Origin of the sequence: Streptomyces chrestomyceticus JCM 4735, assembly GCF_003865135.1 — a bacterium.
In the GTDB taxonomy this organism is placed as follows: Bacteria; Actinomycetota; Actinomycetes; order Streptomycetales; family Streptomycetaceae; genus Streptomyces; species Streptomyces chrestomyceticus.
The window spans coordinates 6,462,520-6,489,403 of sequence record NZ_BHZC01000001.1; the positions used below are offsets into that span (position 1 = coordinate 6,462,520).

The following is a 26,884-nucleotide window of genomic DNA, read 5'->3' on the forward strand; positions in this document are numbered from 1 at the left end:
CGGGTCACGGGGTGGTTCCTTCCGGGCGGACCGTGGGGTCCGGGTGGTCCGTGGGGTCCGGGCGGTCCGAAGGGCCCGTGCGGCCCGTGCCGTCGTCTCCGGCCTCCGGCGTCCAGGACGTGGCCGCTAGCGACCGGGCGAAGAGGGTGCCCAGACGGGCGCCCGCCTCGTCGTCCAGGAGCGCGTGCGACCAGCGCAGCGCCAGTTGGACGCGTCCGCCGACGGAGACGGTGGTGACGGTCAGGCCGCGTGGAATCCGGGCCGGGGCCGAGAACCACACGGCGGTGGGGCGTCCCGCGTCCCCGAAGTCGAGCGGATAGGGGATGCGGCCGATGTTGGACAGCAGCGTGGTGGACGCCAGGGGCGCGGCGGCGGTGCGCAGCGCCCGCGTGAGGACGCCGCGCGCGCCGACCGGGAGCACCGGCGCGGTCAGCAGCGCCGCACCGAGGCCGAGTTGGGATCCCGGCGCGGCCTTCAGGGAACGGGTGCGGGCGGCGGTGCGCCGCAGCAGCCGGGCGACCGCCGCCGGGTCGGGCGGGTCGGCCGTGAGCAGCGGCGCGTCCTGCTGCTCCTCCGGGCCGAATCCGACGGAGACCAGCCGGGTGCCGTTGCCGATGGGCATGTCCGTACCGCGTGGGCGGTCGTCCACCGGCATGGTCACGACGACGGGGGCGCTCGGACGCCCGTGGACGTGGTTCCAGCGGGCCACCATCAGGCAGGTGGCGACGAGGAGCTGGTCGTTGACGGTGAAGGCGGCGACGCCGCCGACGCGGGGCGGCCGGGCCGGTACGGGCAGCTCGGTGATGAGCATCCCGTTGCCCCGACAGGCCGAGCCGCTCATGGTGCCCGAGCCGCCCCGGCCGTCCGTCCTCCGGGGCCCGCGTTCGGCGGCGATCCGTACCGGCCGGGCCAGACGGTGCCCGCCGAGCGGCGGCGTGTCCGGGGGAATGCCGCCCGTGGCGGCCCCGGGCGCGCGGACGGGCGGGGGCGCCGGGGAGTTGTCGGCGCCTCCGTAGAGCTGGGCGGCGGTGGCCAGCACCCGTAGGCAGGCCGGACCGTCCAGCGCGGTGTGGTTGATGGTGACGAGCAGTACGGTGCCGCCGTCCGCCACCCCCGCCTTGTCTTCATCCCCGTCCGGCCCCTGCTCGACGACCTCCAGCCGTACCGGCGGCGAGGTGTCCAGCGGCGGGCAGTCGGCCAGGGCCCGCTCCCGAGCGCGTTCGAGGGCGTCCGGGCCCGGTGGCGGGAAGACGACCGGGTCGACGTCCGGCACGCCGGTCAGCTCCCACGCGTACCGCCGCCGCCACCAGCGGTGCGGAGCCTGGCGCATCAGGATGCGGGGGTGCCGGCACAGCGCCTCCCGGAACGCCGCCCGCAGCCGGTCGGGGTCCGGCCTCCCGGGCAGGTGCACCTCGATGTGCACGGTTTCCGGTTCGTCGTCCGTGAGGCAGTGCCGGGTGATCTCGTCGACCACCGGGAACGGGATGCGCCGTACGGTCCGGTCCGCCGCGCCGGGCGGCCCGTCCCCGGCCGGTCCCCGTCGTGCCGGCTGCAGTGCGGTCATCGAGTGGGTTCCTCCCCGCTCCGGTCCGGTGAAGTGCCGTGAGGTGGTGTGCCCTGAGGTGGCGTGCCGTGAGGTGGCGTGTCGTGAGGCGGTGTTCCGTGAGGCGGTGTGTCGTCCGAAGGCGCGCTGCCCGGAGGCGGCGCGCTGCCCGGAGGCGGCGCGCTGCCCGGAGGCGGCGCGCTGCCCGGAGATGGCGCACTGTCCGGAGTCTGCGCGCCACCCGAAGGCTCCGCACTCTCCGACGCCGCGTCACGCCGTCGGCGGCGAGGCAACGGTGGTGCCTGCGTCCCCGCCGCCACCGTTCCTCCGACAGACGCCGACGTAGCCGCCGCCCCCGGTTCCTCCGCCAATTCCCCTTCCCTCCGAGGTCCCGCCCCACCCCGCGCCCGCGCCCCGCGCCGCCCCCATGACCCGGGCACCGTCACCACCGCGGCCGCCAGCGCCAGCAGGGCAAGTGCCTGCGCCGTGGCGCTGAAGGCCCCGGCATCGGCGGCGGCCGGTTCGCCCGCGCCGAGTGCCGCCGTGACGCCGGCACCCACCATGGCCAGCAGCGCGACCGGTACGAGGATCCCCGGCCGGAACCGGGCCGCCAGTGCCACCAGCGGCACGATCACGGCGTACGGCCCGGCGGCGAGCACCACGACCACGGTCAGGGCGACGACGCCCAGCACCCAGGAGGGCGCGGGCGGCGCCTGCGGTTCCGGTGGTGTGCGCGGTGTGCGGCGTACCAGGGCGGAGCCGATGAGTACGGCGATGCCCAGCGCGCCGCCGAGCAGTCCGAGATCGTACGTGGTGGCGGGCGCGTACGAGAGTTTCACCAGCCCGCCTCGGCCCGCCGGGATCAGGAAGCCCTGCTGCCAGCCGTCGAGCCGGACCGGCGACAGTTCGCGGCCGTCGAGCGTCGCGTGCCAGCCCGCGTTGGCGTTCTCGTACATCTGGAGGTACGCGGCGGCGCCGGTGCCCACCCGGACCGACCGCTGGTCGCCCGCCCAGTCCTCCGCCGCCACCGTCCGCCGCTCGCTCGCGGGCGCGGGGGCGCTGCCCCGGCTGAGGGTGATGTCCGTCAGCGCCAGCGGGCCCTGGTCGCCGGCCTCCACCCGGTGTTGTCCGGAGGGGAGTTCGAGGTTTCCGTCGCGTGCTTCGCCCGCGCACAGTTCGACCGTGACGGGTCGGCGTTCGGTCAGGTCGCGTACGTATCCGGAGGCTTTGGTGGCGTGCAGGGTGCCGTCCACGGCCAGGGGCGGGCCCTGGCCGCACGGCAGCGAGAACCGGTCGGCGGCCGAGGGGGCGGGACGCGCAGCGCGTCCAGGGCCGGGATGTAGACCTCGCTGAGGCCGACGGGCAGTTGGAGGGCCTGGTCGGCGACCGGGTTGTGGACGGTGAGTTCCTTGACCTTGCTGATGGTGATGTCGAGGCGGTCGGTGGTGATCGGGTCGAAGCGGGCCTGGCCGTTCTCGTCGACGCCGGCGGTCGCGGCCCCGTCGGGGGAGTTGACCAGGATCTGTTCGGGGCGGGTGGAGAGGCCGCCCGCCGCGGCCAGCACGATCTCGTCGACGGGCCGCTTTCCGGGCCAGCGCAGGTGCAGGGTGGGCTTGTCGCCCGAGATCCAGGCGGTGGTCAGGTCGCCGTCGACGAGGTTGCGGGGGCTGAGCGAACGGCCGGAGCCGAAGCTGGTGGAGTCGGCGGTGGCGGTGATGCGTTCCTTCTGCTGGGGGGCCACCCGGTCCAGCAACTGGTCGAGTTCCGGCCCCGGTACGGCCAGGGCCTTGGCCGACACCTCGTACGACGCGCTCGCGCCCGTACGGAACTGGCGGTGCAGCCCGACCTCGGCGGAGACCGGCGAGAGGCCGCCGGGGTCGCTGCCGCGGTGCAGGGAGTACGTGGCGGACGGTGCCGTGGACTTCTCGTCGTCCGTGGGGAGTCGCAGCAGCCGGGTGACCTGTACGTCCGGTATCGACACCTCGGAGAAGCCCGCGCCGGACAGTCCGGCGCGCGGCGTCTGCGACCCGGTGATGGTGATCTTCAGCCACTTCGCGACCCCGGCCGGTGCTCTGACCTGCTGCTTCACGCCGTTGGTCAGCAACTGGCTCTCGATGCTGCCCCGGTCGGTCTGGACGCGTACGGAGGTCGGCGCCGCCCGCATGCCGTCCCCCGGCAGCGGTGTCAGCCCGATCTCGGACGGTACGGACGTGGGCCGGGTGAAGCCGATCCGCAGCCACTGGCCGACCGGTTCGCCCGCGCTGCCCTCGGCCCAGCCGGTGTCCGGGTTGCCGTCGAAGGCGTTCACCGGGTCGTACTGCGGAAGGTGGAACAGCCAGTTGCCGCTGCTGGAGGCGGTGACCGAGGCGGCTCCCCGCAGCACCCCGGTGGTCTGGTGGTCGATGCCCTCGGAGGGCAGGATCTGCCGCGGCGGGCGTCCGGGGTCCTGGACGCTGTCCGGGTGATTCTTCTCCCCGGGCGCGTACGTGTACGACGTGTTGGAGTTGACCAGTCCGAACCGGGTGTCGGCACGGCGCAGTCCGTCGCCGGTCAACTGGAGCGGCGGGGTGCCGACGCCCGGGTGGTTGTCGCCGGTCAGCACGGCCGGCCGGTGGCGCAGCGTGGGGTCGGCGGACAGCGGGAGCAGTGCCTCCGGCCCTCCGCTGACCTGCGCGGTGTCCGACACGGGCTGGGCGGTGACCGGTCCGGGGCGTGGGGTGTCCACCGGTTCGTAGATCTCCACCGAGCGCTGGCGCGGGTACAGGCCCTGGATCTGTACGGGGGTGTCGGGGGCGATCTTCCCGTCCGTGGTCAGCGGCCCGAACGCGGCGACCCGGCGGTAGCCGGACGCCTCCAGGGTGCGTTTGACGGTCTGTGTCGGTAGGTAGCCGATCTGGTCGGGGTCGAGGTCGTTGCGGACGACGACGTCGTACAGGCCCGCCCGGCCCAGGAAGTCGCGCAGCCCCGGCACTTCGGAGCCGGACAGCAGCGCCTGCTCGACGGCGTCCATGGCGCGCCGTACGCCGGGCGTCCCGAACGGCACGTAGTCGCGCTGCGCCCACCGGGAGCGGGCGAGCACGTCCAGGGGCTGGTCGATCGGGGAGCCCCAGGTGTAGATGCCGTGCGCGGTGGCGGGGACGACGAGGGCGCGGTTGTCGGGGGTGTTCTTCTTCAGCCAGTCGGCGGTCCGCTCCCAGGCGTTCGGCAGCTTCTTGAAGGCGCCGGGCTGGAGGACGGTTCCGTTGAGGAACGGCAGGGCGAGCGCGGGCAGGGTCAGCAGCGCGACGACCAGCGGGATGTGGCGGCGCCCGGGGATGCGCCGGGTGCCGCGCCGCTCGCCGGCCACCCCGACCAGGTGGGCCAGGCCGAACGCGAGGGCCAGCGCCAGGCCCGGCCCGAACTTGTAGATGTTGCGGAACGGCCGCAGCCAGCCGTCGAGCCAGTCCTGCCACAGCCCGTGGAACGGGCCGCCCAGCGCACCGGCGTACCCGGTCAGGCAGATACCGGCCACCACCAGCACGGTCAGCAGCAGCCAGCGCCGCTCCGGCGCGTCCCGGCGGGCCAGCCCGGCCAGGCCCAGCGCGGCGGCCAGCGCCGAGCCGAGGATCGCGACGACGCCTGCCGCCATGGTCCAGCCGGCCGGCAGCCAGGGTTCGCCGAAGTTGAGGTAGCCGGTCCAGTTGCCGGCGCCGCGCAGCAGTTCGGTCGCCGACATGGTGCCGGTCGTGGTGTCGGCCTGCTCGATGTACGGCATGAAGTCCTCGCCGTACACCCCGAGCAGCAGCAGCGGTACGGCCCACCACGCGGTCGCCAGGACGACGCCCGGTATCCACCACACGAGCAGCGCTCTGCGCCGGGCGCCCGTACGCGACAGCACGTACAGCAGGACGGGCAGCAGCGACGCCAGGGTGGATGCTGCGTTGACGCCGCCCATGAAGGGGATGAGCAGCGCAGAGCGGGTGGCGGCCAAGCGCGCGGACGCGCGGTGGTTGGTCAGCGGCAGCAGGACCCAGGGGAGCAGCGCTCCCGGCAGCGCGGCGGCGGAGGTGGACCCGACGACCATGGTGAACGTCGGCCACAGCGCGTACGCGGCGGCGGCGAGCAGCCGGGACGGCGGCGTGCCGACGCGCAGCCGTTCGGCCAGCCGCAGCGCGCCCCAGAAGGCGGTGGTGACGATCAGCGACATCCACAGCCGCTCGGCGAGCCACACCGGCAGGTGCACGAGGTCCGTCAGCGCGTAGTACGGCAGGGACGGGAACGCGTAGCCGACGTACTGGTCCGTGATGCCGCCGAAGCCCGCCCGGTCGTGCCAGAGCTGCCCCAGGTCGCTCAGGAAGCGCCAGGGGTCGGTGGTCACCCCCAGCTTCGTCTCGAAGGTCATCTTCCCGGCCGACGGGGCGAGGAAGAGCACGAAGGTGACGGCCCAGAACGCGAGCAGCCAGCGCCGGGAGCGCGGCGGTCCGGGCGGCGGCGCGCCCGGCGCGGACGCCGGGGTGCCTCCGGCGTCCGGCGATCCCGGTGAGCTGGACACGAGCGTCTGGGTCATGGCAACCGCCGCAGGATGAGGAGGAGGTTCCAGGTGGCTACTTCCCGTACGCCCGGCAGGCGCGGGATCGTTTCGGCGAGGAACGGCGCGTACCGGGAGCGGGCCGTCACGATCCATACGTCGTCCCGCCGCCTGACCTGGCGCAGCGTCCGGCCGACGTGCAGCGCGAACAGGTTCTCGCCCAGGGTGTGCTTGGCGGCCCGGCCGGTACGCCGCCGGTAGCGCTCACGGGCCCGCCGGGCGCCCAGGTAGTGCCAGGGCGCCGTCTCGTGCCCGCCCCAGGGGGACAGCCAGTTGGTGAACGACAGGTAGATCAGACCGCCGGGCCGGGTGATCCGCACCAGCTCGCTGAGGAAGGTCTGCGGGTCCGCCACGTGCTCCAGGACGTTGGAGGAGAAGCAGATGTCGGCGGTGCCGTCGGCCATCGGGAGGAGATAGCCGTCGGCGAGCACCGCGCCGCTCGGTGGACGGCCGCGCGCGGTCAGCTCGCGCAGGTCCGGCTCGAAGAGGTAGCCGTGCGCGCCGCGGCGCCGGAACTCCTCGGTGAAGTGCCCGCTGCCGCCGCCGATGTCCGCCACGACCCGGCCCTTCAGCGGCTCGTACCGCTCGATCTGGTCGGCGGCGTCCCGGGCGAGCAGGCCGTAGCAGTGCTCGGGGTCGTGCTGCTCGCGCAGGAAGGCGCGGAAGAGGGTGAGAGATCTGCGCAGGGAAGGGTCCCGCACCTCAGCATCACCGCCCGGCGGGGAGGTCGAGGTGCGCTTCGGCGTACGACTCGGCCGCCACGGCGCGGAAGCTGCGGACCGTGGCGCTCCACCGGAAGCGCGCGGCGCGCTGCGCGGCGGCGGCGCCCAGCGCTTGCCGACGAGGGTGGCTGAGCGCCAGTGTGCACCAGTGCGCGGCGAAGGAACTCTCGCCGCGCGCCAGCAGCCCGGTCACCCCGTCGTCCACCGAGTCGCGCAGGCCCGGGATGTCGAACCCGACGGCAGGGGTGTGCCGGGCGGCCGCCTCCATGACGACCAGACCCCAGCCCTCGACCAGCGACGGGTGCAGCAGCAGCCAGGCGCGGCAGAGGAGTTCGTGCTTGTCCTGCTCGCTGATCCGGCCGGTGAAGTGCACGTCCGGGCCCGCCATGGCCGTCAGCCGGTCGCGCTCCGGCCCGTCGCCGACGATCACCAGCCGGCCGCCGGTGACCGGCCGCACCCGCTCCCACAGCCGCAGCAGCAGATCGACGCGCTTGTACTCGACCAGCCGCCCCATGGCCAGGAACAGCGGCTCCGGCGCCTCGGGCAGCAGCGGCCCCGGCTCCTCCACACCGTTGTGCACCAGCCGGATACGCTCCCGCTCCACCCCGAGCCCGCGCAGCGCGGCGGCGGTGGAGCCCGACACGGCGACCATGAGGTTGCCGCGGTGGGTACCGGCCAGCGCCCAGTGCTCCAGCCGCCGGCCGAGCCGGGCGGCGGGCGCGGGGTAGCGCATTCCCCACAGGTCCGTGTGGACGTGGTTGACCAGGCACAGCGTCGGTCCGGTGTGCCACAGGGGCGCCAGGTACGGCATCCCGTTGCAGACCTCGACCAGCAGGTCGCACGCGCCGACCCGGCGGCTGAACTGCCGTCTCACACGCAGGAAGTGACCGGCGTCGCCGCCCGCGGAGACCACCCGGTAGCCGCGGTCGGCGGCGGGGCCGCCGCACAGCAGGGTGACCTCGTGGCCGTGCGCGGTCAGGCCCTCGGCGATGCGGTCGACGAGCAGTTCGGAGCCGCCGGCGGCGGGGTTGCCCAGGTCGCGGCGGGCGAGGAAGACGATGCGGTGGGGGAGTGGGGGTGGGGGGTGTTCGGAGTGCTCTGAGTGACCTGAGTGTTCGGGGGTGGGCGGTGGTGTGGCGTGGGTGGGTGGTGCAGGGTGGGCCGGCGGTTCGTGGCGTGCGGACGGTGCGGGGTGTGCGGGGGGTGCGGCGTGTGCGGGCGGTTCGCGGCGTGTGAGCGGTTCGCGGCGTGCGGGCGCTGCGGCGGACAAGGACGGTCGTACGTGCTGGGGCATGTGCGCTCCAACTCGTCTCAGGGTGCGGTACCAGTGGTGTGGGGGGACGTACTGCGTACTGAGTCGTGCGGACCTGCCGGCCTGGGGCCGCGGACGGGGACGCGGGTGGGTGAGCTGGATAGTTTTCGCCGCCCTGTTCGATGCGGCTACTCACCGGCGTGACAATTTCCGCCCCGGTTCCGCCTGACGCCTCATCACTTCGCGCAGGATCAGTTGAACCGCCGCCTCCCGCGCACCACCAGCACCACCCCGAAGAGCGTCAATCCGCCGCCCGCCACGGCTGCCGCGAGCGGCGCCGTCTCGCCGACCGTCTTGAGCCTGGTGCTGTCCGCGTCCGCCAGCGCCACCTGCCTGCGCTGGGTCGCGGGCGTGAACTCCAGGCCCGACCCGCGCAGCAGCGTCACCGCGTCGGTCCGTGCCCCGGGTGCCCGCAGCGTCTTGTGCGGCGAGATCGACGCGTTGATGATCCGGCCCGTACGCGGCTCGACGACCATCTCGATCCCGCTGTTCGCGTACCACTCCTCGGCCTGCACCTGGCCCTGCGCCGGCCGCCCGACCAGCCGCCCCGGCACCTGCCGGCTGCCCGTCCTGGTGGGTGCGACGGTCCCGGTGAAGCGATACCCCTCGTACCCCTGTACGTGCTTGGTGCCGGCGAAGCGGAGCGGGACCGCGGCGCCCAGGGTGTTGTCCCACCAGCGGTAGGTCCGGCGCTGCACGTCGAAGGGGAACTTCAGGTACGCGTCCCCTTCGAAGCGGGTCGGCGCCTCCTTGCAGCAGTGCACCGGGGCGTTGGTGCGCCGGTCGGTGACCCACCGCTCCAGCGTCCACTGGAACGCCTTGCGCGGGTCCTTCAGCTCCAGCGTCACCGGGGTGTCGACGGTCGTGGACACGTCCCACACGGCCCGCCCGCTGCGCTCGCTCTCCGCCACGTCCCCCAGTACGTGCCGGGTGATGGTGATCTTCTGCCGGTTCTTCGTACGCAGCGTCCCGGTGTCGAAGTAGCTGCCGGTGCCCGTGAAGACGGTGGTCACGTCGACGTCCACCGGAGTGCGCTGGGCGCGCGGCGCGACGTACCAGGCGAGCATCGGGGCGAGCACCAGGAGGAAGACACCGAGGCCCAGCAGGACCAGGGAAAAGGGTGAGGCGGTCTTACGCATACGAGCACTCCTGAGGGCTGCGGGGGCAGTGCACGTGCGGCGTGGCGGTGGTCCGGGGGAACGGGCGGGAACCGTAGGCGCATCCTTGACATGCCGTCAATGCCCCCACACACTCGGCAGGCACCGCGGCCGCCGCGGTCCGGCGCCCCGCCGGCGCGGTACGGCACCGCGGCCGTCACCGTGCGGTCCCGCGGGCGCCCGAGGCCGTCCGCGGACCGGGCCGGGCCGGGCCGGTGCGCCGCGCAACCCTCGACGTACCTGCCACCGAAGGGGCCCGCCGCGCCATGCACAGACTGCTCGCCGCCGTACTGACTTCGCTGGGCGCCGCCGCCCTGGCCGTAGGCGCGTCCCTCGGCATCGTGGCCGCCCTGGATGCCACGCCGGAGCAGCCCAACGTGCCCCTGGTGACCTTCGACCGGACGCCTTAGGGGAGGCCGCAGGCGTGGTGGAGACGGTCCGCTCGGCCTGGCGCGACGTACCCCCGGCGCAGGTACGGGAGTTCGCCGCGCGCGCTCTGGACGAGGTCCCGGCACTGGCCCAGCGCATCCTGGCGGAGATCCGCCGGGAGTATCCGCAACTGCCGCTGGCTCTGGACGAGTACGGCGAGCCGCGCGCGCTGGTCGGCATCCGGCAGTCGCTGGAGCACTTCGTGGAGCACATGTCCGCCGGCCTGGACAGTCCGCACGTCCACCCGCGTATCTTCCAGGAGTTCGGCCGCGGCGCGGGCATCCAGGGCCGCAGCCTGGATGCCCTGCAAGCCATCTACCGGCTGGGCGTACGGCTGGCCTGGCGGCGGCTGGCCGAAATCGGCCAGCAGGTGGCGATTCCGGCCCCGGCCATGTACGAACTGGCCGAATCGGGCTTCGAGTACCTGGACGGGCTGGTCGCCGAATCGGTACGCGGCTTCGCCGAGGCCGCGGCCCGTCAGGCGGGCGAACGGCTGCGGCATCAACGCCGGCTCATGGAGCAACTGTTCGCGGCCGGGGCACGCGCGCACACTGCCCCCGCACTCACCGACCGCGCCGCCAGGATCGGCTGGGCACTGCCCGCGCAGGTCGCCGTGGCCGTACTGCTGCGCCCCGCCCGCGAGTCCGTCGCACCCGCCGTCGGTACGGACGTCCTCCTGGACATGGAGTGCGAGCGGCCCCGCATGGTGGTGCCGGAGCCGGACGCCGCCGGGCGCAGGGAACTGCTCCAGCGCGCCACGGCGGGGTGGTCGGGCGCGCTCGGCCCGGCCGTACCGCTGGCGCACGCGGCCAAGTCGCTGCGCTGGGCGAACACCGCGGTGGATCTGATCGAGCGGGGCCTGCTGCCCGCCGGGCAGTTGCTGCACTGCACCGATCACACCGAGGCGCTGGTCCTCCTGCCGCCCGAGGAACTGATCGAGGACCTGACCCGGCGGCGGCTGGAGCCCTTGGCGCACTGCGGGCCCACCCACGGCCGCCGGCTGGCCGAGACCCTCCTCGCCTGGCTGGAGACGCGCGGCGGCGCGCCCGAGGTGGCCGCCCGGCTCGGCGTCCACCCGCAGACCGTCCGCTACCGGCTGCGCCAGATACGCGAGCTGTGGGGCGACGAGGTGGACGATCCGGACCGCCGCTTCGAGCTGGAACTGGTGCTGCGGGCCCGGCGGCTGCGCGGCGAACTCAGGGTGCCGGGCGGCCCTTCCAGCCGTCGCTGAACACCTCGAAGCCGTCCAGCAGCCGGGCCGTCCCGAATTCGGACAGCGCGTCCAGCCGCAGCGTCCCCCGTCGCCCGTGTCGCCGATCCCCGCGTACATCGGGAACGAACCGGACTCCACGAACCGCTCGTACCCCGGCTCCAGCAACGCTGCTTTCGCCGGTACCCGTCCCCCCCGTCACCCGAAGCTGACCCGTTCCAGCCAGGAGTCCAGCAGTTCCGCATCACCGCCGATCACGATGCCGGGGCTGCGGGCGGGCAGCCGGCGGTAGAGGACCAGCAGCAGGTCGGTCAGCGGGCCGCTGACGGTGACGGCGGCCTCCTCGCGCGGTGCGTGGCGCCAGGAGATCGCCGCACCCGTGAGGTCGACCAGCCAGTCGGCCGCCGTCCCCGGTGCGGTGCCGCCGGCCCGGAAGCGCAGCGTGCGACCAGGGTGGCCGAGAAGGTCCCGCAGCTCCGGGCGGTGATCGAGGGTCTGCGGCTGTGCGACCAGCTCCAGCCACTCGCCGAGGCAGTCGGCGGCGGTCTCCTCGCCGAGGGTGAACGGCGCGCCCTCGGCCAGGAACGCGTCGGCGCGGTGGACCGCCGTCTCGTTGGCCATCCTCCGGGCGAAGAACGCGGCCGCCGGGCCGAGCTGGGGGAGGGGCACCCAGGCTTCCGCGCTCGGCCCGGCGGTCCGCAGGGTCTCGGCCAGCAGGGCGGCCCCCTCGCCCAGCCAGCCGTCCAGCACGGCCGGGTCCTCGTCGGCGTACGGCGACAGATCGCGGAAGTGCCCGTCGGGCGGCGGCCGTTCCGTACCGGTACGGATGACCTCCTCGACCCAGCGGTGCGCACCGCCCAGATGCCGCAGCAACTGGCCGACGTTCCAGCCGGGGCAGGAGGGCACCGGGGTTCTCAGCCGGTCCGCGCCCCGTACGAGCGACCTCAACAGGTCGGTCTGCGCGACGATTTCGGAGCAGTGGCGGTCGTACGTCGAAGCGTTCATGACGCCACGGTAAGTCCCGCCACTGACAACCGGCTTCGGGTCAGTTGAAGTCCAGGTCCCCCGTCCGCGTCCGCTTCAGCTCGAAGAACTTGTCGTAACCGGCGAGCAGCCGGGCGCCGTCGAAGACGCGTACGGCGTCCTCGCCGCGCGGGATCGCCGTGAGCACCGGGCCGAAGAAGGCCACGCCGTCGATGTGGATGGTGGGCGTGCCGACCTCCTCGCCGACCGGGTCCATGCCCTCGTGGTGGCTCTTGCGCAGCGCGTCGTCGTACTCCGTGCTGTCGGCGGCAGCGGCCAGCTCCACCGGCAGGCCGGCCTCGGCGAGTGCCTCCTCGATGACGGTGCCGTAGTCCTGCCGGCTGTCGTTGTGCAGACGGGTACCGAGCGCGGTGTACAGGTCGCGCAGTACTTCCTCGCCGTGCTTCTGGGCGGCGGCGATGCACACCCGCACCGGCCCCCATCCCTTGGCCAGCAGCTCCCGGTACTGCTCCGGCAGCCCTTCACGGCCCTCGTTGAGAACGGACAGGCTCATCACGCGGAAGCGCAGGTCGATGTCGCGGTGGGCCTCCACCTCCAGGATCCAGCGCGAGGTGATCCAGGCGAACGGGCAGAGCGGGTCGAAGTAGAAGTCGACTGTGTGACGGATGTTGTCCGGAGAAGACGCATTCTGAGCAGTCATGACGCCACGATAGTTCGCTTCGCAACTTCCGGCCGGGAGTTACGGCAGCGGCTTCCGGAGGAGCCACGTCCGGACGGGCGGCTTCCGGGGCGCGTCCACAGGTCGGCGCCCGCAGGCTCGCGCCCTCGGCCGGCGGGGCTACTCCGGTGAGACGCCCAGCATCCGCTGGAGCAGCTCCTTGAGCAGCGCGCGTTCCGCGACGGACAGCTCGCCGAGCGGCTCGCGCGCGAAGTCCAGGGAGTCGCGTAGCTGCGCCGCCGTCGCCCGGCCCGTCTCGGTGGGGGCGGCCAGCTTGACGCGGCGGTCGGCCGGGTCCGGGCGGCGCTCGACCAGGCCGCGGGACTCCAGCCGGTCCACGATCCCGGTCACGTTCGACGGCTCGCACTTCAGGCTCAGGGCTATCCGGCGCATCGGCATCGGCTCGCGGGCGAGGAGGCCGAGAACGCGCGCCTGGGCACCCGTGAGGGAATGTTCGGCCGCCGCGTGCTCGTACTCCTCGTGATAGCGGGCCACGACGGTGCCGATCAGCTCGACGACCTCGGCGGTCAGGTGGTCTGCGCGAGGAGTCATGCCACCAGGGTACCGAATTGCTTGACAACATGAAATATCGAGGAGCATTGTTGTTTCAGCACCTGAAGCATTTTGAGGAGGAGCAGCCCATGTCCGCACTGCCCACGTCCGCCCGCGAATGGCACCTCGTCGCCCGTCCGCACGGCTGGCCGAAGCCGGAGGACTTCGCGCTGCGCGAGGCGGCGGTCCCCGAGCCCGGCGAGGGGCAGCTCCTCGTCCGCAACCTGTACTTCTCCGTCGACCCGTACATGCGCGGCCGGATGAACGACGTGAAGTCCTACACCCCGCCCTTCCAACTGGACGAGCCGATGGAGGGCGGCGCGGTCGGTGAGGTCGTCGCCTCCAACGCCGACGGCTTCGCGGTCGGTGACCACGTCCTGCACTTCAAGGGCTGGCGCGAGTACGCAGCGGTGGACGCCGCCAAGGTCGCCAAGGTGGACGGTTCCCTGGCGCCCCTCTCCGCCTACCTGGGCGTGCTCGGCATGCCGGGCCTGACGGCCTACGCGGGCCTGCTGGAGGTTGCCTCCTTCAAGGAGGGCGACGCCGTCTTCGTGTCCGGCGCGGCCGGCGCGGTCGGCAGCGAGGTCGGCCAGATCGCCAAGCTCAAGGGCGCCTCCCGCGTCATCGGCAGCGCGGGCTCCGACGAGAAGGTCAAGCTGCTGACGGAGGAGTACGGCTTCGACGCCGCCTTCAACTACAAGTCCGACCGGTCCGTCAAGGAGCAGCTCCGGGACGCCGCCCCCGACGGCATCGACGTCTACTTCGACAACGTCGGCGGCGACCACCTGGAAGCCGCCATCGACTCGCTGAACGTGCACGGCCGGGTCGCCGTCTGCGGCATGATCTCGCAGTACAACGCCACCGAGCCGACCCCGGCGCCGCGCAACCTCGCGCTGGTCATCGGCAAGCGGCTGCGCATCCAGGGCATGCTCGTCGCCGACCACAGCCACCTCCAGGACCAGTTCGTCTCCGAGGTCTCGGCCTGGGTGCGCTCGGGAGAGCTGAAGTTCAGCGAGACGAAGGTCGCCGGCATCGAGAACGGCGTCGAGGCGTTTCTCGGCCTGCTGCGCGGCGAGAACACCGGCAAGATGATCGTCGATCTCACGGACTGACCCTGCACGGACCCGGTTCCGCCGGCCTACTAGGCTCGGCTCCAAGCCGTCGCGATCGTGGGCGCGAGTCGCGGCGAACCACAGGAGGATCTCTATGTCCATCCAGCCCGTAGACGTCGTCTACACCGCCGTCGCCACCGCGGAGAACGGCCGGGACGGCCGCGTCGCCAGCGACGACGGCAAGCTGGACGTCGTCGTCAACCCGCCCAAGGAGCAGGGTGGCAGCGGCGCCGGCACCAACCCCGAGCAGCTCTTCGCGGCCGGCTACAGCGCCTGCTTCCAGGGCGCGCTCAGCGTCGTCGCCCGCCGGGAGAAGGCGGACGTCTCCGGCTCCCGGGTGACCGCCAAGGTCGGCATCGGCAAGACCCCGTCCGGCGGCTTCGGCCTCACCGTCGAGATCAACGCCACCATCCCGAACGTGGACGAGGCCACCGCCAAGGACCTGGTCGAAAAGGCCCACCAGGTGTGCCCGTACTCGAACGCCACCCGGGGCAACATCGACGTCAAGCTCAGCGTCGGCTGACGCGAGGCTTCGGGCCGAGGGCCGCACTCCGTCGTGGGGTGCGGCCCTCGGCTCGTTCCGGCCGGCGAGCGGTCCTCGTTCTTGTCGCAGGGAAGGGCTGGAAGTGCCGGCACTTCGAGGGGAGACTGCGCTTCCGGTGCCCGAGCGGAGACTGCGTTTCCGGTGCCCCGAGCGGAGGCTGCGCTGTCCCGCCAGGCGTAGGCCGAGTGCGCCGAGTGCGCCGAGTGCCCGGAACTGCGTAATGCGCGGAGTGGCTGACGTGATGGTGCGAGGCGTCCGAGGAGACGAGTGGCGGCTGAGTCGGACTGTGCGCCGCCGCCCACCGTCATCCCCACGGCTTCCTTCGGCCTCTTCCGCAACCCCCCTGCGCCCTCCCGCGGCCTCTTCCGCAACCCCCTGCACCCTCCCTGTGACGCAGGCCACTCGTACGCCATCTTGACGGCGATGGCGTGAAATCGATTACGTAAGCCCACACGAAATCGATTACACGCCGTTGTGCGATCGAGACGCCCCCTTGCGCCGTGGTGTCCTCGACCTGCCTGCGCGGACCTGCACGGAAGGGCTGGGGCGGGATGGCGAAGATCAAGGATGTGGCCGAGCGGGCCGGGGTGTCCGTGGCGACCGTCTCCCGGGTGCTCAACGGGCGGAGCCCGGTGGCCGAGACGCGGGAGCGGGTGCTCGCCGCCGTCGAGGAGCTGGGGTACCGGCCCAACAACGTCGCCCGCGCCCTGCGGACCGCCCGTACCGGCACGCTCGGCCTGGTCATCAGCGACCTGACCAACCCGTTCTTCACCGAGCTGGCCGACGCCGTCGAGGACGCCGCGCGCGGCCTCGGCTACAGCCTGATCATCGGCAACGCCGCCGAACGCACCGCCCAGCAGGACGACTACATCCGTACGCTGCTGGACCGCCGTATCGACGGCCTGCTGGTCAGCTCGGCCGGTACCGGCTCCGCGATGCTGCGCGAGGTCGTCGCCTCCGGCACGCCGCTGGTGCTGCTGGACCGGATCGTGCCGGGCGTCGACGCGCCGTGCGTACGGGCCGACGGCGCCGCGGCGCTCACCGACCTGGCCGCCCACCTCGCCGCCCTCGGCCGGCGCCGCCCCGCGGTCATCGTGGCCCCGGCCGGCACGCCGACCGGCGACGAGCGGCTGGAACTCTTCCGTACGGCGCTGGCCGCGCACGGCATAGTGCTGCCGGACGAGCGCGTCGGCTCCACGCCCGACCTCCAGCCCACCGGCGGCCGCCAGGTGATGCGGCGTCTCCTGGACCTGCCCGAGCCGCCCGACGCCGTACTGGCCACCGACAACCTGATGGCGCTCGGCGCGATGGACGAGCTCCGCGCGCGCGGGCTGCGGGTGCCGGACGACATGGCGCTGGTCGTGTACGACGACGTGCCCTGGTTCGCGCACATCGACCCGCCGCTCACCGCCATCGCGCAGCCCACCCGCGAGCTGGGCCGGGCCGCCCTGCACACCCTGCTGGAACGGATCGAGGGGCGCGCGCCCGGCTCCGTACTGCTGCCGGCCCGCCTCGTCACCCGCCGCTCCTGCGGCGAACCGGGCACTGCCCGTGAGGACACCCAAGAGGAGGAGGGCAGCGCATGACCGACGTCAACGACGACGTTCGGGACGACGCACCGGCCGGCCGCGAACTGCTGCGCATGGAGGGGGTGACGAAGTCGTTCCCCGGCGTGCGCGCGCTGGACGGCGTGGACTTGAGCCTGCGCGCGGGCGAGGTGCACGTCCTGCTCGGCGAGAACGGCGCGGGCAAGAGCACCCTGATCAAGATGCTCTCCGGCGCCCACCGTCCCGACGCCGGACGCATCCTCGCGGCCGACGCACCGACGGGCGATCAGGGCGATCAGGGCGATCACGGTGATTACGGCAGCCACAGCGGCCCTCTCCGCGAAGTGCACATCCGCACCGCCCAGGACGCCGAACGCCTCGGTATCGCCACCATCCACCAGGAGTTCAACCTCGTTCCCCGGCTGACCGTCGCGGAGAACATCTTCCTCGGCCGGCAGCCGCGCACCGCGCTCCGCCTGATCGACAAGAAGGCCATGCGGGCGCGCGCCGCCGAACTGCTGCGCCGGGTACGCCTGGACGTCTCCCCGGACATCCCGGTCGCCGAACTGGGCATCGCCCGCCTTCAGATGGTCGAGATAGCCAAGGCGCTGAGCGTGCGCGCCCGCGTCCTGATCATGGACGAGCCGACCGCCGTACTGACCTCCGAGGAGGTCGAGACCCTCTTCGGCATCGTGCGCGAACTGCGCGCCGACGGCGTGGGGATCATCTTCATCACCCACCACCTGGAGGAGATCGGCGCCCTCGGCGACCGCGTCACCGTACTGCGTGACGGCCGCTCGGTCGCCGAGGTCCCGGCCGGTACGGACGAGGACGAGCTGATCCGCCTGATGGTGGGCCGGGACATCGCCGAGCAGTACCCGCGGCAGCGCCCGGACGAGCCCGGCGCGCCGCTGCTGCGCGTCCACGGCCTGACCCGGCGCGGTCCCAACGGCACGCCTGTCTTCGAGGACATCGGCTTCGAGGTGCGGGCCGGTGAGGTCGTCGGCCTCGCGGGCCTGGTCGGCGCGGGCCGTACCGAGGTGGCGCGGGCGGTGTTCGGTGTGGACCGTTACGACGCCGGGAGCGTCGAGGTCGACGGGAAGGTGCTGGCCCCCGGCGACGTACGGGCCGCGATGCGCGCCGGGCTCGGCCTGGTCCCCGAGGACCGCAAGGGCCAGGGGCTGGTCCTGGACGCCTCCCTCCAGGACAACCTGACGCTGGCCCGGCTGGACCGCGACACCCGCGCCGGCCTGGTCGACCGGCGCGGCCAGCGGCGCGCGGCCGCCGAGGTGGCCGGCCGGCTGAAGGTACGTATGAGCGGCCTGGGGCAGCACGCCCGGACCCTGTCCGGCGGCAACCAGCAGAAGGTCGTCATCGGGAAGTGGCTGCTGACCGACACCCGGCTGCTGATCCTGGACGAGCCGACGCGCGGCATCGACGTGGGCGCGAAGGTCGAGATCTACCGGTTGGTCAACGAGCTGACGGCGGCCGGCCGCGCGGTGCTGATGATCTCCAGCGACCTGCCCGAGGTGCTCGGTATGAGCGACCGGGTGCTGGTCATGGCCCAGGGGCGGCTCGCCGGTGAACTCTCCGGCGACGAGGCGACGCAGGACGCGGTGATGGAACTGGCGGTGCGGTCCGACGGCGGCGCGTCCGGCCCGCACGGGACGGCACCGCGGACGGTCCCGTCCACCCCGCCGAACACCCCGCCGCACACGACGAACGAGAGCGCGAAGGAGGGCTCCGATGTCCGCTGATGTGAAGACGGGAGCGGCCGCCGAGGCGGTCGGCACCGCCCCGCCCGGTGACGGCTTCGGCCCCTGGTTCACCCGGGCCGTCCTGAAGAACGGCCCGCTGGGCGGCCTGATCGCCCTGGTCGTGGTCATGGCGATCCTGTCCGGGGACTTCCTGAACGGGCAGAACCTCCTCAACGTCGGTGTCCAGGCGTCCGTCACCGCCGTCCTGGCCTTCGGCGTCACCTTCGTGATCGTCTCGGCCGGCATCGACCTGTCGGTCGGCTCGGTGGCCGCCCTCAGCGCCACCGTGGTCGCCTGGGCCGCGACCGACGCGGGCCTGCCGGTGTGGGCCGCCGTCCTGCTGGGACTCGCGCTCGGCGCGGCGGCCGGCCTGGTCTCCGGCGCGCTGGTCGCGTACGGGAAGCTGCCCGCCTTCATCGCCACCCTCGCGATGCTCTCCGTCGGCCGCGGCCTGGCCCTGGTGATCACCGGCGGCACGCCGATCCCCTTCCCGGCCTCGGTCAGCAGGCTGGGGGACACGCTGGGCGGCTGGCTGCCCGTCCCGGTCCTCGTCATGATCGCGATGGGGCTGGTGGCGGCGCTGGTCCTCAACCGGACGTACGCGGGCCGCGCGATGTTCGCCATCGGCGGCAACGAGGAGGCCGCCCGGCTCTCCGGCATCGACGTCAAGCGCCGCAAGCTGGTGATCTACGCGATGTCCGGACTGTTCGCGGCGGTCGCGGGCATCGTCCTCGCGGCCCGGCTGACCTCCGCCCAGCCGCAGGCCGCCGTCGGCTACGAACTCGACGCCATCGCCGCCGTCGTGATCGGCGGCGCCAGCCTCTCCGGCGGCTCCGGCAAGGCGTCCGGCACCCTCATCGGCGCGCTGATCCTCGCCGTGCTGCGCAACGGCCTGAACCTGCTGAGCGTCTCGGCGTTCTGGCAGCAGGTGGCCACCGGCCTGGTCATCGCGCTGGCGGTGCTCCTGGACACGCTGCGGCGCCGGAGCGCCCGATGAGGCGGCGTACGGGGCCGGCCGGTGGCGGTACGCCCGGCAGGGGTGTGTCCGGTCGGGGCGCGTCCGGTGGAGGGACGGGCTCGTTCCGCCAGCGGCGTACGGCCCTGCCCGCCGGCCGTACGCCCGCCGGTGGCACCGGTTCGCTCCGCAACCGTACGGGCCTTCTCGGCGCGGCCCTCCTGGCCGGGGCCCTCGCCCTGTCCGGCTGCGACCGCGGCGGTGACACCGACCTGGGGCTGGCTCTCTCCACCCTGAACAATCCGTTCTTCGTCGCCGTCCGGGAGGGCGCGCAGGCCGAGGCGGACCGGCGCGGCCTGCACATCAACATCACCGACGCGCAGAACGACCCCATGCAGCAGATCAACCAGATGGAGACGTTCACCAGCCAGGACGTCAAGGCGGCGATCATCAACCCGGTGGACTCCGACGCCGCCGTCCCGGCTGTCGGGGTCGCCAACCGGGCGGACGTGCCGGTGATCTCCCTCGACCGCGGCGTGAACGGCGGCCGGGTCGGTACGGCCATCGCCTCCGACAACGTCGCGGGCGGCCGGCTCGCCGCGAAGACGCTGGCCGAGTCGCTCGGCGGCAAGGGCAAGGTGGCCTTCCTGGAGGGCCAGCCCGGCACCTCGGCCGCCCGGGAGCGCGGGCAGGGCTTCGAGGAGGGCATCAAGGCGTACCCGGGCATCGAGGTGGTGGCGCGGCAGCCCGCCGACTTCGACCGGACCAAGGGCATGGACGTGATGTCCAATATGCTCCAAGTACACCGGGACATCGGCGGCGTCTTCGCGGCCAACGACGAGATGGCGCTCGGCGCCGCCAAGTCGCTGGGCGCCCGGGCGGGCAAGGACGTGAAGATCGTGGCGTTCGACGGGACGCCGGAGGGCGTCGCGGCGGTACGCGGCGGAACGCTGACCGCCACGGTCGCCCAGCAGCCCAGGCTGCTGGGCAGGCAGGCCGTGGAGCAGGCGCTCAAGGCGGCGCGCGGCGAGCGGCTGCCGCAGCAGGTGAAGGTGCCGGTGGTCCTGGTGACCGGCAAGAACGCGGCGGAATTCGATGGGTGAGAAGCAGATGTATGACGTACTGGTAGTGGGCTCGGCCAACGCGGACCTGACGGTCCGGGTGGCGCGGCGGCCCGGCGCGGGCGAGACCGTGCACGGCTCCGACCTGGTCGAGTCGGCGGGCGGCAAGGGCGCCAACCAGGCGGCCGCCGCCGCCCGGCTCGGCGGCCGGGTCGGCCTGCTGGCCCGGGTCGGCGACGACGCGTACGGCGAACTGCTGCTGGACGCGCAGCGCGCCGCGGGCACGGACGTCGCGCACGTGATCGTCGAGTCCGGCGCCCGTACCGGCACCGCGATGATCATCGTGGGGCCGGACGGCGACAACAGCATCGTCGTCTCCCCGGGCGCCAACGCGGCGCTCACCCCCGAGGACGTGGCGGCCGCCCGCGACGTCATCGCCGCGTCCGCCGCCGTCTCGCTCCAGTTGGAGGTGCCCATGGAGACGGTACGGGCCACCGCCGCCACGGCCACGGAGACCGGCACCCGGGTCGTCCTCAACCCGTCCCCGACCCCCGACAGCCTCGACCCGGAGCTGCTCGCCGCCGCCGACCCCCTCGTGGTCAACGAGCACGAGGCGCAGCAGCTCGCGGGTGGCAGCGCCGAAGGCACCCCGGAGGACTGGGCCCGGGCGCTGCGCGAGCAGGGCGCCCGCTCGGTCGTGGTCACCCTCGGCGGCGACGGCGCGCTGGTCGTGGACGGCGAGGGCGGCACCGGCCGGGTCCCCGGCGTCAAGGTCGAGGCCGTCGACACCACAGGCGCGGGCGACGCCTTCACCGGCGCCCTCGCGACCCGCCTGGCCCGCGGCGACTCCCTCACGGACGCGGCCCGCTTCGCCGTACGGGTGGGCGCCGCGGCCGTCACCAAGCCGGGCGCCCAGCCGTCCTACCCGACGCTGGACGAACTGCCGTCCTGACCGGGAAGCCGGGAGACCGGGAGAGCCCCCGGCGGTAGCGGCTCACGGGGCGGGCCTACGGGCGGGCTACGGCGCACGCAAGCCGGCCCCGTAGGCCGTCGCCCGCCCCGTAAGCCCGCCCCGCAGACTGCTGCCGGACGGTCTACAGGCCGCGGACCACCGGTCCCGGGCCACCGGTCCCGGATCACCGGTCACCCACCGATTCCCGTACGCCTTCCGCACCCGCCGCCGCGATCCCGGCGGCCCGGCCCACCTCGGCCACCGCCAGCCCGGCCTCGTCGGCCAGGCGCGCGAGGCACGTCCCGTCCGCCGCCCATATGCCGCTGTACCCGCAGGCCACGCTCTCGCTCCCCCGGCCGACGCCGTTGGCCAGCAGCACGTCGAGCCCGTTGTCCCGCGCCGTGGCGCCGTACTGCTCCGTGCGCTCCGCCGAGTCGTGGAACGAGCTGGCCAGATACACCTGGCAGCCGTCGGCCGCGGCCTGCTCCGCCATCTCGGGGAAGGCGTTGTCGTAGCAGGTGGCGAGGGCGAACTTCAGGCCGCGGAAGGTGAACCGGCCGCCCGCGTCCGGCCCCGCCGTGAACAGGTCGTTCTCCCGGCCGTACAGGTGGTGCTTGTCGTAGCGGGTCAGCAGCGCGCCGTCCGGCCCGTACACGAACGACGCGATCGTCATCCCGTCCGCCGTGCCCGCCGGGCCGGCGCCCGGGCAGTTGACCACCGCGGCGACGCCCGCCGCCCGGCACGCGTCCCGGACGGGGGCCAGCCGCGGGTCGTCCGGCGCGAGGGCGTACTGCTCGGGGGCGGCGGCTATCGCGTCGAGCTCGTAGTTGGTCAGGGCCAGTTCGGCGAGGGCGACCAGCTCGGCACCGCGGCCGGCGGCCTCGGCGAGCAGAGCGGCCGTCCGCGCCGCGTTGGCCTCGATGTCCAGGGGCGTGGACGGAAATTGTGCTGCTGCGACGATCATTTCTCCATGATGCCCGGTGCCACTGACAACGCGGCGGTCAGGATGCTCCGCACCTGCCCGGTGATGGCCGTCCGGTTCCGTACGAAGTCGGGATCGGTGACCGCGCCGGTCGCCGGATCGGTGTTCCCGGCGCCGAACTGGAGGACCGGCGTGTGCAGATGGCCGCCCGGCACCTTCAGCTTCAGCGCGTCCCGCAGCAGCGTCGCCCGGTAGCCGATCTCGTTGGACAGGTAGTCACCGCCGCCGCCCGCACGGGCCGTGGAGCCCGGCGTCGGCCCGTCCGGCCGCTCGACGGGCGCCCCGCCGCCCGCCGGGATCTCGGTCACCGCCGTGTTGTCCCGTACCGGGAACGGCCCGGTGGGGGTGGTGGCGAGCCGCGCGTACGGCAGGGTCGTGGTGGTCCACTGCGGCTGCGGCCGTACGGTCGGCACGCCCTTCGGGACAGGCACCGTCTCGGTACGGGATTCGCGTGCGTTGTCCGGATATCCGCCCCGCCAGGCGCCGTTCGTCCGTTCCAGGTCGAACCGCCCCGGCCGCCCCTGGCTGATGGTGGTGAACAGGTCCACCTGCCGCGGCCCGCGCCGGAAGTGCGGCAGCAGCGTCCGCTCCACCGTGCCCGCCGCGAAGTCCGCCCACCGTACGGGGAAGACGGCGGTCTCGACACGGGCGAGCCGCCCGGAGGACGTACGGACCGTCGTACCGTCCAGCGCGAGCGCCGCGGCCCCCGACGGGTTGCTGCGGCGGGCGTCCGCGTCGAGCTGGAAGGGGTCGAACCCGGTCACGACGACGCGTAGGGTCCGCTTCCCGCCGGGCAGCTCGATCGAGTCCTGCCCGCGCGACCCGCGCTCCAGCGCCCCGGCCAGAGTGTCCCGTTGGTCCGCGGTCAGCCGGAACCGCGGCTTCCACTCGCGCAGCGCCTCGGTCATGCCCAGCCGCGCCCAGTACAGCGGCCGGTCGTCGTCCCGGCTCAGGTCGCCGCCCTGCGGCCCGCGCCCTTGGGCGCGGTCCACCGCGCGCCGCCACAGGCCGCGTCCGGCCTCCGTGACGTACCGTTTCGCCGCCCCGTACGAGTGCACCCGCGCGAGCCCGTCGCCGAACGTCCCGGCCACGTCCGCGAACCCGCTGCGCCGCAGGATCTCCTGCGGCGCGCGCTGCGACAGCCGCTGCTCCTCGACGGTCGGCGCGGCCGTCGTCGGCCGGGCGGTGCCGGCGGCGGGGGAGGCCGCCGTGGCGGACGGGGCGGTCAGGGCGAGCGGGGCCGCGGTCAGCAGCGCGGCGCCGAACACGCCCACCGAGGTACGTATGCGTCTCATGGGGCGAGTAAACCGGCGCCGTGCCGCGGGCGGAAGGGGTTGATCCATTTCCCTCCGCGCGGACCGGCCGCCGTCAACTCTCGCCCGTACCCCCGCCGGCCGCCGGCGCGTCCCCCTCCCCGTCGGCCGCCCCGAGCAGCGCCAGGAAGTCCCCGAACGCCGCCGTCATGTCCACCTCCGCCGGGTCCAGCAGCCACTGCAACTGGAGTCCGTCCATCACGGCGGCCAGCAGCGGCGCGGCCCGCTCCGGCGTCAGCCCGCCCGGCAGCCGGTCGCCGTACTCCGTCCGCAGCACCTCGGCCAGCCCCTCCCGCACCCGCCGGAACCGCCGCTCGAAGAAATCACGGGCCGGGTGGTCCTCGGTGACGCTGTCCCCGGCCAGGACCGTGTACGTCTGGACGACCCCGGGCCGCCCGGCGTTGTACTCGACCAGCCCGGCGAGGGTGTCCGTGCGCCAGGCGCCGGTGGCCGCCGCCGCGGCCGTGTCCCAGCGGTCGCGCGCCTCCAGGACGCCGACCAGCAGCAGTTCCTTGCTGGGGAAGTGGTGCAGCAGGCCCTGCTGGGTCAGTCCGGCGCGCTCGGCGACGGCGGCGAGCGACGTACCTCGGTAGCCGCGCTCGGCGATCAGCTCCATGGCGGCCTGGAGGATCGCCTCGCGCCGCTCCGCGCGCCGAGCCTCGCGTCCGCCGCCGCTCCGGCGGCCGGCGGTCCGTACCTGGTCCCGTGCAGTCACCGGGCGAGCGTAACCCCGCCCACCCCGGTCATAAGGTAACCAGAAGATAACGACGCTTACCGTTCGCCAGGTGAACCGGTCACAATCAGGCCCAGGACCCGAAGCCGTACGTCCACGCCAGGGAGAGCCGTATGACCGACCACCGAAGCGCCCACACCGCGGCGGCCGCCGTGGCCGTCGAGAAGGCCCTCGGCAAGCTGGACCTCGACACCAAGGCCCGGCTGCTGTCCGGGCAGGACGTCTGGACGCTGCCCGCCGTCCCGGAGATCGGGCTGCGGTCCCTGGTCATGTCGGACGGCCCGGTCGGCGTGCGCGGCCAGGGGTGGGGCGCGGCGGACCCGTCCGTCGCCCTGCCCAGCCCCACCGCGCTGGCCGCCACCTGGGACCCGGAGCTGGCACGCCGCGCGGGCCGGCTGCTCGCCCAGGAGGCGCGCCGCAAGGGCGTGCACGTCCTGCTGGCCCCCACCGTCAACCTGCACCGCTCCCCGCTCGGCGGCCGCCACTTCGAGTGCTTCTCCGAGGACCAGTACCTGACCGGCGTGATCGGCGCGGGGTACGTCACCGGGGTCCAGGACGGTGGGGTGGGGACGACCGTCAAGCACTTCGTGGGCAACGACGCCGAGACCGAGCGCTTCACCGTCGACAACCGGATCGCCCCCCGGCCGCTGCGCGAGCTGTACCTGGCGCCCTTCGAGCACATCGTCGAAACCGCCCGGCCCTGGGCCGTCATGACGGCCTACAACCAGGTCAACGGCGTGACGATGACCGAACACCGCGAGCTGGTCGCCGGTGTCCTGCGGGGTGAGTGGGGCTTCGACGGGGCCAACGTCTCCGACTGGACGGCGGCCCGCGACACGGTACGGGCGCTGCGCGGCGGCCTGGACATCGCGATGCCGGGGCCGCGCACGGTCTTCGGCGCCCCGCTCGCGGCGGCCGTCCGCGACGGGCGGGTGACGGAGGACGAGGTGGACGACGCGGTGCGCCGCGTGCTGCTGCTCGCCGCCCGCACGGGCTGCCTGGAAGGCGTTCCGGCCGCCGTCGCCCCCGAGGACGTGCCGCCGGACATCGACGGCCGCGCGCTGGCCCGCGAGATCGCGCGCCGCGCCTTCGTCCTCGTACGCAACGAGCCGGTCGTACGGGATGAAGCGGCTGTACGGGATGAACCGGTCGTACGGGACGAGCCGGCCCCGGAAACCGCACCGGCTCCGACCCCACCCCGCGCCCTCCCCCTCACCCCCCCACCCCCTCCGCAAGCTCGCCGTCATCGGTGCCGCGGCCAAGGACGCCCGGGTGCTCGGCGGCGGCTCCGCCACCGTCTTCCCCGAGCGGATCGTCTCCCCGCTGGAGGGCCTGCGCGCCGCGCTGCCGGACACGGAGGTCACCTTCTCGGCCGGCGCCGACCCGCGCACGAAGGTCCCGCACGCCCGCGCGGGCTTCGAGCTGTGCGCCCGTTACTACGGCTCGGACGGCGTGCTGCTCGCCGAACAGCCGCAGTTCGACGGCAAGGTGCAGGCCATGGGCCGGTTCCCGGACGGCGTCACGCAGCGCAATCTGCACACCGTGGAACTGGCGGGCACGTTCACTCCACAGGTCGGCGGCGCGCACACCTTCGCCGTCTCCGGCACCGGCGAACTACGGTTGACCGTCGGCGGCCGGGTGCTGTTCGACGCCCCCTGCGCCCCGGACACGGACGACCCGTTCGAGGCGTTCATGAACCCGGCGGAGCACCGCGTGACGGCGGAGCTGACGGCCGGGCGGACCCTGGACGTGGTCCTGCGGTTCGTCCCGCGCGGCACCGGTCTCGGCCCCGACCTGCCCGTACTGACCTTCGCGCTCGGCCACGCGGAGCCGCAGCTCGACCCGGACGCCGAGATCGAGGAGGCGGTACGGGCCGCCGCGGAGGCGGACGCCGTGGTCGTGGTCGTGGCGACCACCGAGGAGACCGAGTCGGAGGGCTTCGACCGTACGGGCCTGGCCCTGCCGGGGCGCCAGGACGAGCTGGTCTCGCGGGTGGCCGCCGCCAACCCGTACACCGTCGTGGTGGTCAACGCGGGCTCCCCGGTGGAGATGCCGTGGCGCGAGGAGGTGCCCGCCGTCCTGCTCGGCTGGTTCCCCGGCCAGGAGGCGGGGGCCGCGCTGGCCGACGTCCTGCTGGGGACGCACGAGCCGGGCGGCCGTCTGCCGACCACCTGGCCCGCCCGCCTGGCGGACGCCCCGGTCACCCAGGTCACCCCGGCCGGCGGCCGCATCACGTACGAGGAGGGCGTCTTCATCGGCTACCGGGCCTGGCAGCGGCGGGCCCGCGAGGAGGCGGGCCCGGCACCGGCGTACCCCTTCGGGCACGGACTGGGCTACACCGACTGGAGCTACGAGTCCCTGGAGGCGACCCCGGCACGCGCCCGCGTCCGGGTGCGCAACACCGGCACGCGCCCCGGCCGCGAGGTCGTACAGGTCTACCTCGCGCCCCTGGACCGGGTCGCGGGCCCGGCGCCGGCGGACCGCCCGGACCGCTGGCTGGCCGGATTCGCGACGGTGGAGGCCGCCCCGGGCGAGACGGCCGAGGCCGAGATCGTGCTGCCGCGCCGCGCCTTCGAGATCTGGGACGAGGCGGCCGGTGCCCGCCGGTTCGTGGACGGTACGTACGCGATCGAGGCGGCCCGCAGCGTCGCCGACCGGCGGCTGGCCGCACAGGTCACCGTGGCCTGACCGCGCTCGTCAGGACGGCCCGGAGGCACGAAGGCACGAAGGCACG

Annotated in this window: 17 protein-coding genes and 3 pseudogenes; 9 read left to right on the forward strand and 11 right to left on the reverse strand. The window is 73.8% G+C overall.

The features are described 5' to 3' along the window. Positions 1 to 4: 4 nt before the first annotated feature. The 5 genes and pseudogenes from EJG53_RS28000 to EJG53_RS28020 form a co-directional block, all read right to left on the reverse strand. A complete protein-coding gene (locus EJG53_RS28000) occupies positions 5 to 1,564 on the reverse strand; it encodes a condensation protein (RefSeq protein ID WP_244955368.1) in 1,560 nt (519 codons plus the stop codon). Next, positions 1,561 to 6,089, reverse strand: a pseudogene (locus EJG53_RS28005) (alpha-(1->3)-arabinofuranosyltransferase domain-containing protein). Before EJG53_RS28005 ends, EJG53_RS28000 begins: the two are co-directional and overlap by 4 nt. Then, positions 6,086 to 6,811 (reverse strand): class I SAM-dependent methyltransferase, encoded by a 726-nt coding sequence (locus EJG53_RS28010; RefSeq protein WP_125047201.1) that lies wholly within the window; start codon positions 6,809 to 6,811, stop codon positions 6,086 to 6,088. Before EJG53_RS28010 ends, EJG53_RS28005 begins: the two are co-directional and overlap by 4 nt. Before the next feature lie 7 nt (positions 6,812 to 6,818). Further along, complete coding sequence (locus EJG53_RS28015; RefSeq protein WP_125047202.1) at positions 6,819 to 8,126, reverse strand: glycosyltransferase family 4 protein; 1,308 nt, start codon at positions 8,124 to 8,126, stop codon at positions 6,819 to 6,821. 209 nt (positions 8,127 to 8,335) lie between these two features. Beyond that, positions 8,336 to 9,283, reverse strand: coding sequence for a PorA family protein (locus EJG53_RS28020; protein ID WP_125047203.1), 948 nt, complete (start codon positions 9,281 to 9,283; stop codon positions 8,336 to 8,338). Positions 9,284 to 9,567: 284 nt separating this feature from the next. Here EJG53_RS28020 and EJG53_RS41225 point away from each other — a divergent pair, with 284 nt between their 5' ends. Then, positions 9,568 to 9,711 (forward strand): hypothetical protein, encoded by a 144-nt coding sequence (locus tag EJG53_RS41225; RefSeq protein WP_167515176.1) that lies wholly within the window; start codon positions 9,568 to 9,570, stop codon positions 9,709 to 9,711. Positions 9,712 to 9,725: 14 nt separating this feature from the next. Beyond that, a complete protein-coding gene (locus tag EJG53_RS28025; RefSeq protein ID WP_125047204.1) occupies positions 9,726 to 10,961 on the forward strand; it encodes a helix-turn-helix domain-containing protein in 1,236 nt (411 codons plus the stop codon). A 177-nt stretch (positions 10,962 to 11,138) separates the two neighbouring features. On the opposite strand, the gene EJG53_RS28030 is transcribed toward EJG53_RS28025, so the two are convergent. The 3 genes from EJG53_RS28030 to EJG53_RS28040 form a co-directional block, all read right to left on the reverse strand. Beyond that, positions 11,139 to 11,945 carry a maleylpyruvate isomerase family mycothiol-dependent enzyme gene (locus tag EJG53_RS28030; RefSeq protein ID WP_125047205.1) on the reverse strand — a complete coding sequence of 269 codons (807 nt, stop codon included), beginning with the start codon at positions 11,943 to 11,945 and terminating at the stop codon, positions 11,139 to 11,141. A gap of 40 nt (positions 11,946 to 11,985) precedes the next feature. Further along, positions 11,986 to 12,624 (reverse strand): mycothiol-dependent nitroreductase Rv2466c family protein, encoded by a 639-nt coding sequence (locus tag EJG53_RS28035; protein WP_125047206.1) that lies wholly within the window; start codon positions 12,622 to 12,624, stop codon positions 11,986 to 11,988. A gap of 138 nt (positions 12,625 to 12,762) precedes the next feature. Next, entirely contained in the window at positions 12,763 to 13,194 is a 432-nt protein-coding gene (locus EJG53_RS28040) for a MarR family winged helix-turn-helix transcriptional regulator (RefSeq protein ID WP_031003440.1), read from the reverse strand. Between the two features lie 89 nt (positions 13,195 to 13,283). On the opposite strand from EJG53_RS28040, the gene EJG53_RS28045 reads away from it, so the two are divergent. The 6 genes and pseudogenes from EJG53_RS28045 to rbsK all read left to right on the forward strand — a co-directional run bounded on the left by EJG53_RS28045 (position 13,284) and on the right by rbsK (position 21,122). After that, positions 13,284 to 14,306, forward strand: a complete 1,023-nt coding sequence (locus EJG53_RS28045; RefSeq protein ID WP_125047207.1) for an NADP-dependent oxidoreductase — start codon at positions 13,284 to 13,286, stop codon at positions 14,304 to 14,306. A gap of 94 nt (positions 14,307 to 14,400) precedes the next feature. Further along, complete coding sequence (locus EJG53_RS28050) at positions 14,401 to 14,829, forward strand: organic hydroperoxide resistance protein (RefSeq protein WP_031003443.1); 429 nt, start codon at positions 14,401 to 14,403, stop codon at positions 14,827 to 14,829. A gap of 572 nt (positions 14,830 to 15,401) precedes the next feature. Continuing rightward, positions 15,402 to 16,436 (forward strand): LacI family DNA-binding transcriptional regulator, encoded by a 1,035-nt coding sequence (locus tag EJG53_RS28055; protein ID WP_125047208.1) that lies wholly within the window; start codon positions 15,402 to 15,404, stop codon positions 16,434 to 16,436. Continuing rightward, entirely contained in the window at positions 16,433 to 18,154 is a 1,722-nt protein-coding gene (locus EJG53_RS28060) for a sugar ABC transporter ATP-binding protein (protein ID WP_125047209.1), read from the forward strand. The genes EJG53_RS28055 and EJG53_RS28060 overlap by 4 nt, the downstream gene beginning before the upstream one ends. Continuing rightward, positions 18,144 to 20,212, forward strand: a pseudogene (locus EJG53_RS42820) (ABC transporter permease/substrate-binding protein). Before EJG53_RS28060 ends, EJG53_RS42820 begins: the two are co-directional and overlap by 11 nt. Before the next feature lie 7 nt (positions 20,213 to 20,219). After that, positions 20,220 to 21,122, forward strand: a complete 903-nt coding sequence (gene rbsK / locus EJG53_RS28075) for a ribokinase (protein ID WP_125049645.1) — start codon at positions 20,220 to 20,222, stop codon at positions 21,120 to 21,122. Positions 21,123 to 21,306: 184 nt separating this feature from the next. On the opposite strand, the gene EJG53_RS28080 is transcribed toward rbsK, so the two are convergent. The 3 genes from EJG53_RS28080 to EJG53_RS28090 all read right to left on the reverse strand — a co-directional run bounded on the left by EJG53_RS28080 (position 21,307) and on the right by EJG53_RS28090 (position 24,132). Continuing rightward, complete coding sequence (locus EJG53_RS28080) at positions 21,307 to 22,086, reverse strand: carbon-nitrogen hydrolase family protein (protein WP_125047212.1); 780 nt, start codon at positions 22,084 to 22,086, stop codon at positions 21,307 to 21,309. Next, positions 22,083 to 23,399 carry a C15 family peptidase gene (locus EJG53_RS28085; protein WP_125047213.1) on the reverse strand — a complete coding sequence of 439 codons (1,317 nt, stop codon included), beginning with the start codon at positions 23,397 to 23,399 and terminating at the stop codon, positions 22,083 to 22,085. Before EJG53_RS28085 ends, EJG53_RS28080 begins: the two co-directional genes overlap by 4 nt. Before the next feature lie 73 nt (positions 23,400 to 23,472). Then, on the reverse strand, positions 23,473 to 24,132 hold the full coding sequence (locus EJG53_RS28090; RefSeq protein ID WP_174856467.1) for a TetR/AcrR family transcriptional regulator: 660 nt from the start codon (positions 24,130 to 24,132) through the stop codon (positions 23,473 to 23,475). A 131-nt stretch (positions 24,133 to 24,263) separates the two neighbouring features. On the opposite strand from EJG53_RS28090, the pseudogene EJG53_RS28095 reads away from it, so the two are divergent. Continuing rightward, positions 24,264 to 26,838, forward strand: a pseudogene (locus tag EJG53_RS28095) (glycoside hydrolase family 3 protein). The last annotated feature ends 46 nt before the right edge of the window (positions 26,839 to 26,884 follow it).

Bases quoted from the DNA above. Each gene is read 5' to 3' on its own strand.
- EJG53_RS28000 (WP_244955368.1), bottom strand. From the start codon at position 1,564: ATGACCGCACTGCAGCCGGCACGACGGGGACCGGCCGGGGACGGGCCG.
- EJG53_RS28015 (WP_125047202.1), bottom strand. From the start codon at position 8,126: ATGCCCCAGCACGTACGACCGTCCTTGTCCGCCGCAGCGCCCGCACGC.
- EJG53_RS28020 (WP_125047203.1), bottom strand. From the start codon at position 9,283: ATGCGTAAGACCGCCTCACCCTTTTCCCTGGTCCTGCTGGGCCTCGGT.
- EJG53_RS41225 (WP_167515176.1), top strand. From the start codon at position 9,568: ATGCACAGACTGCTCGCCGCCGTACTGACTTCGCTGGGCGCCGCCGCC.
- EJG53_RS28030 (WP_125047205.1), bottom strand. From the start codon at position 11,945: ATGAACGCTTCGACGTACGACCGCCACTGCTCCGAAATCGTCGCGCAG.
- EJG53_RS28035 (WP_125047206.1), bottom strand. From the start codon at position 12,624: ATGACTGCTCAGAATGCGTCTTCTCCGGACAACATCCGTCACACAGTC.
- EJG53_RS28040 (WP_031003440.1), bottom strand. From the start codon at position 13,194: ATGACTCCTCGCGCAGACCACCTGACCGCCGAGGTCGTCGAGCTGATC.
- EJG53_RS28045 (WP_125047207.1), top strand. From the start codon at position 13,284: ATGTCCGCACTGCCCACGTCCGCCCGCGAATGGCACCTCGTCGCCCGT.
- EJG53_RS28050 (WP_031003443.1), top strand. From the start codon at position 14,401: ATGTCCATCCAGCCCGTAGACGTCGTCTACACCGCCGTCGCCACCGCG.
- EJG53_RS28055 (WP_125047208.1), top strand. From the start codon at position 15,402: ATGGCGAAGATCAAGGATGTGGCCGAGCGGGCCGGGGTGTCCGTGGCG.
- EJG53_RS28060 (WP_125047209.1), top strand. From the start codon at position 16,433: ATGACCGACGTCAACGACGACGTTCGGGACGACGCACCGGCCGGCCGC.
- rbsK (WP_125049645.1), top strand. From the start codon at position 20,220: ATGTATGACGTACTGGTAGTGGGCTCGGCCAACGCGGACCTGACGGTC.
- EJG53_RS28080 (WP_125047212.1), bottom strand. From the start codon at position 22,086: ATGATCGTCGCAGCAGCACAATTTCCGTCCACGCCCCTGGACATCGAG.
- EJG53_RS28085 (WP_125047213.1), bottom strand. From the start codon at position 23,399: ATGAGACGCATACGTACCTCGGTGGGCGTGTTCGGCGCCGCGCTGCTG.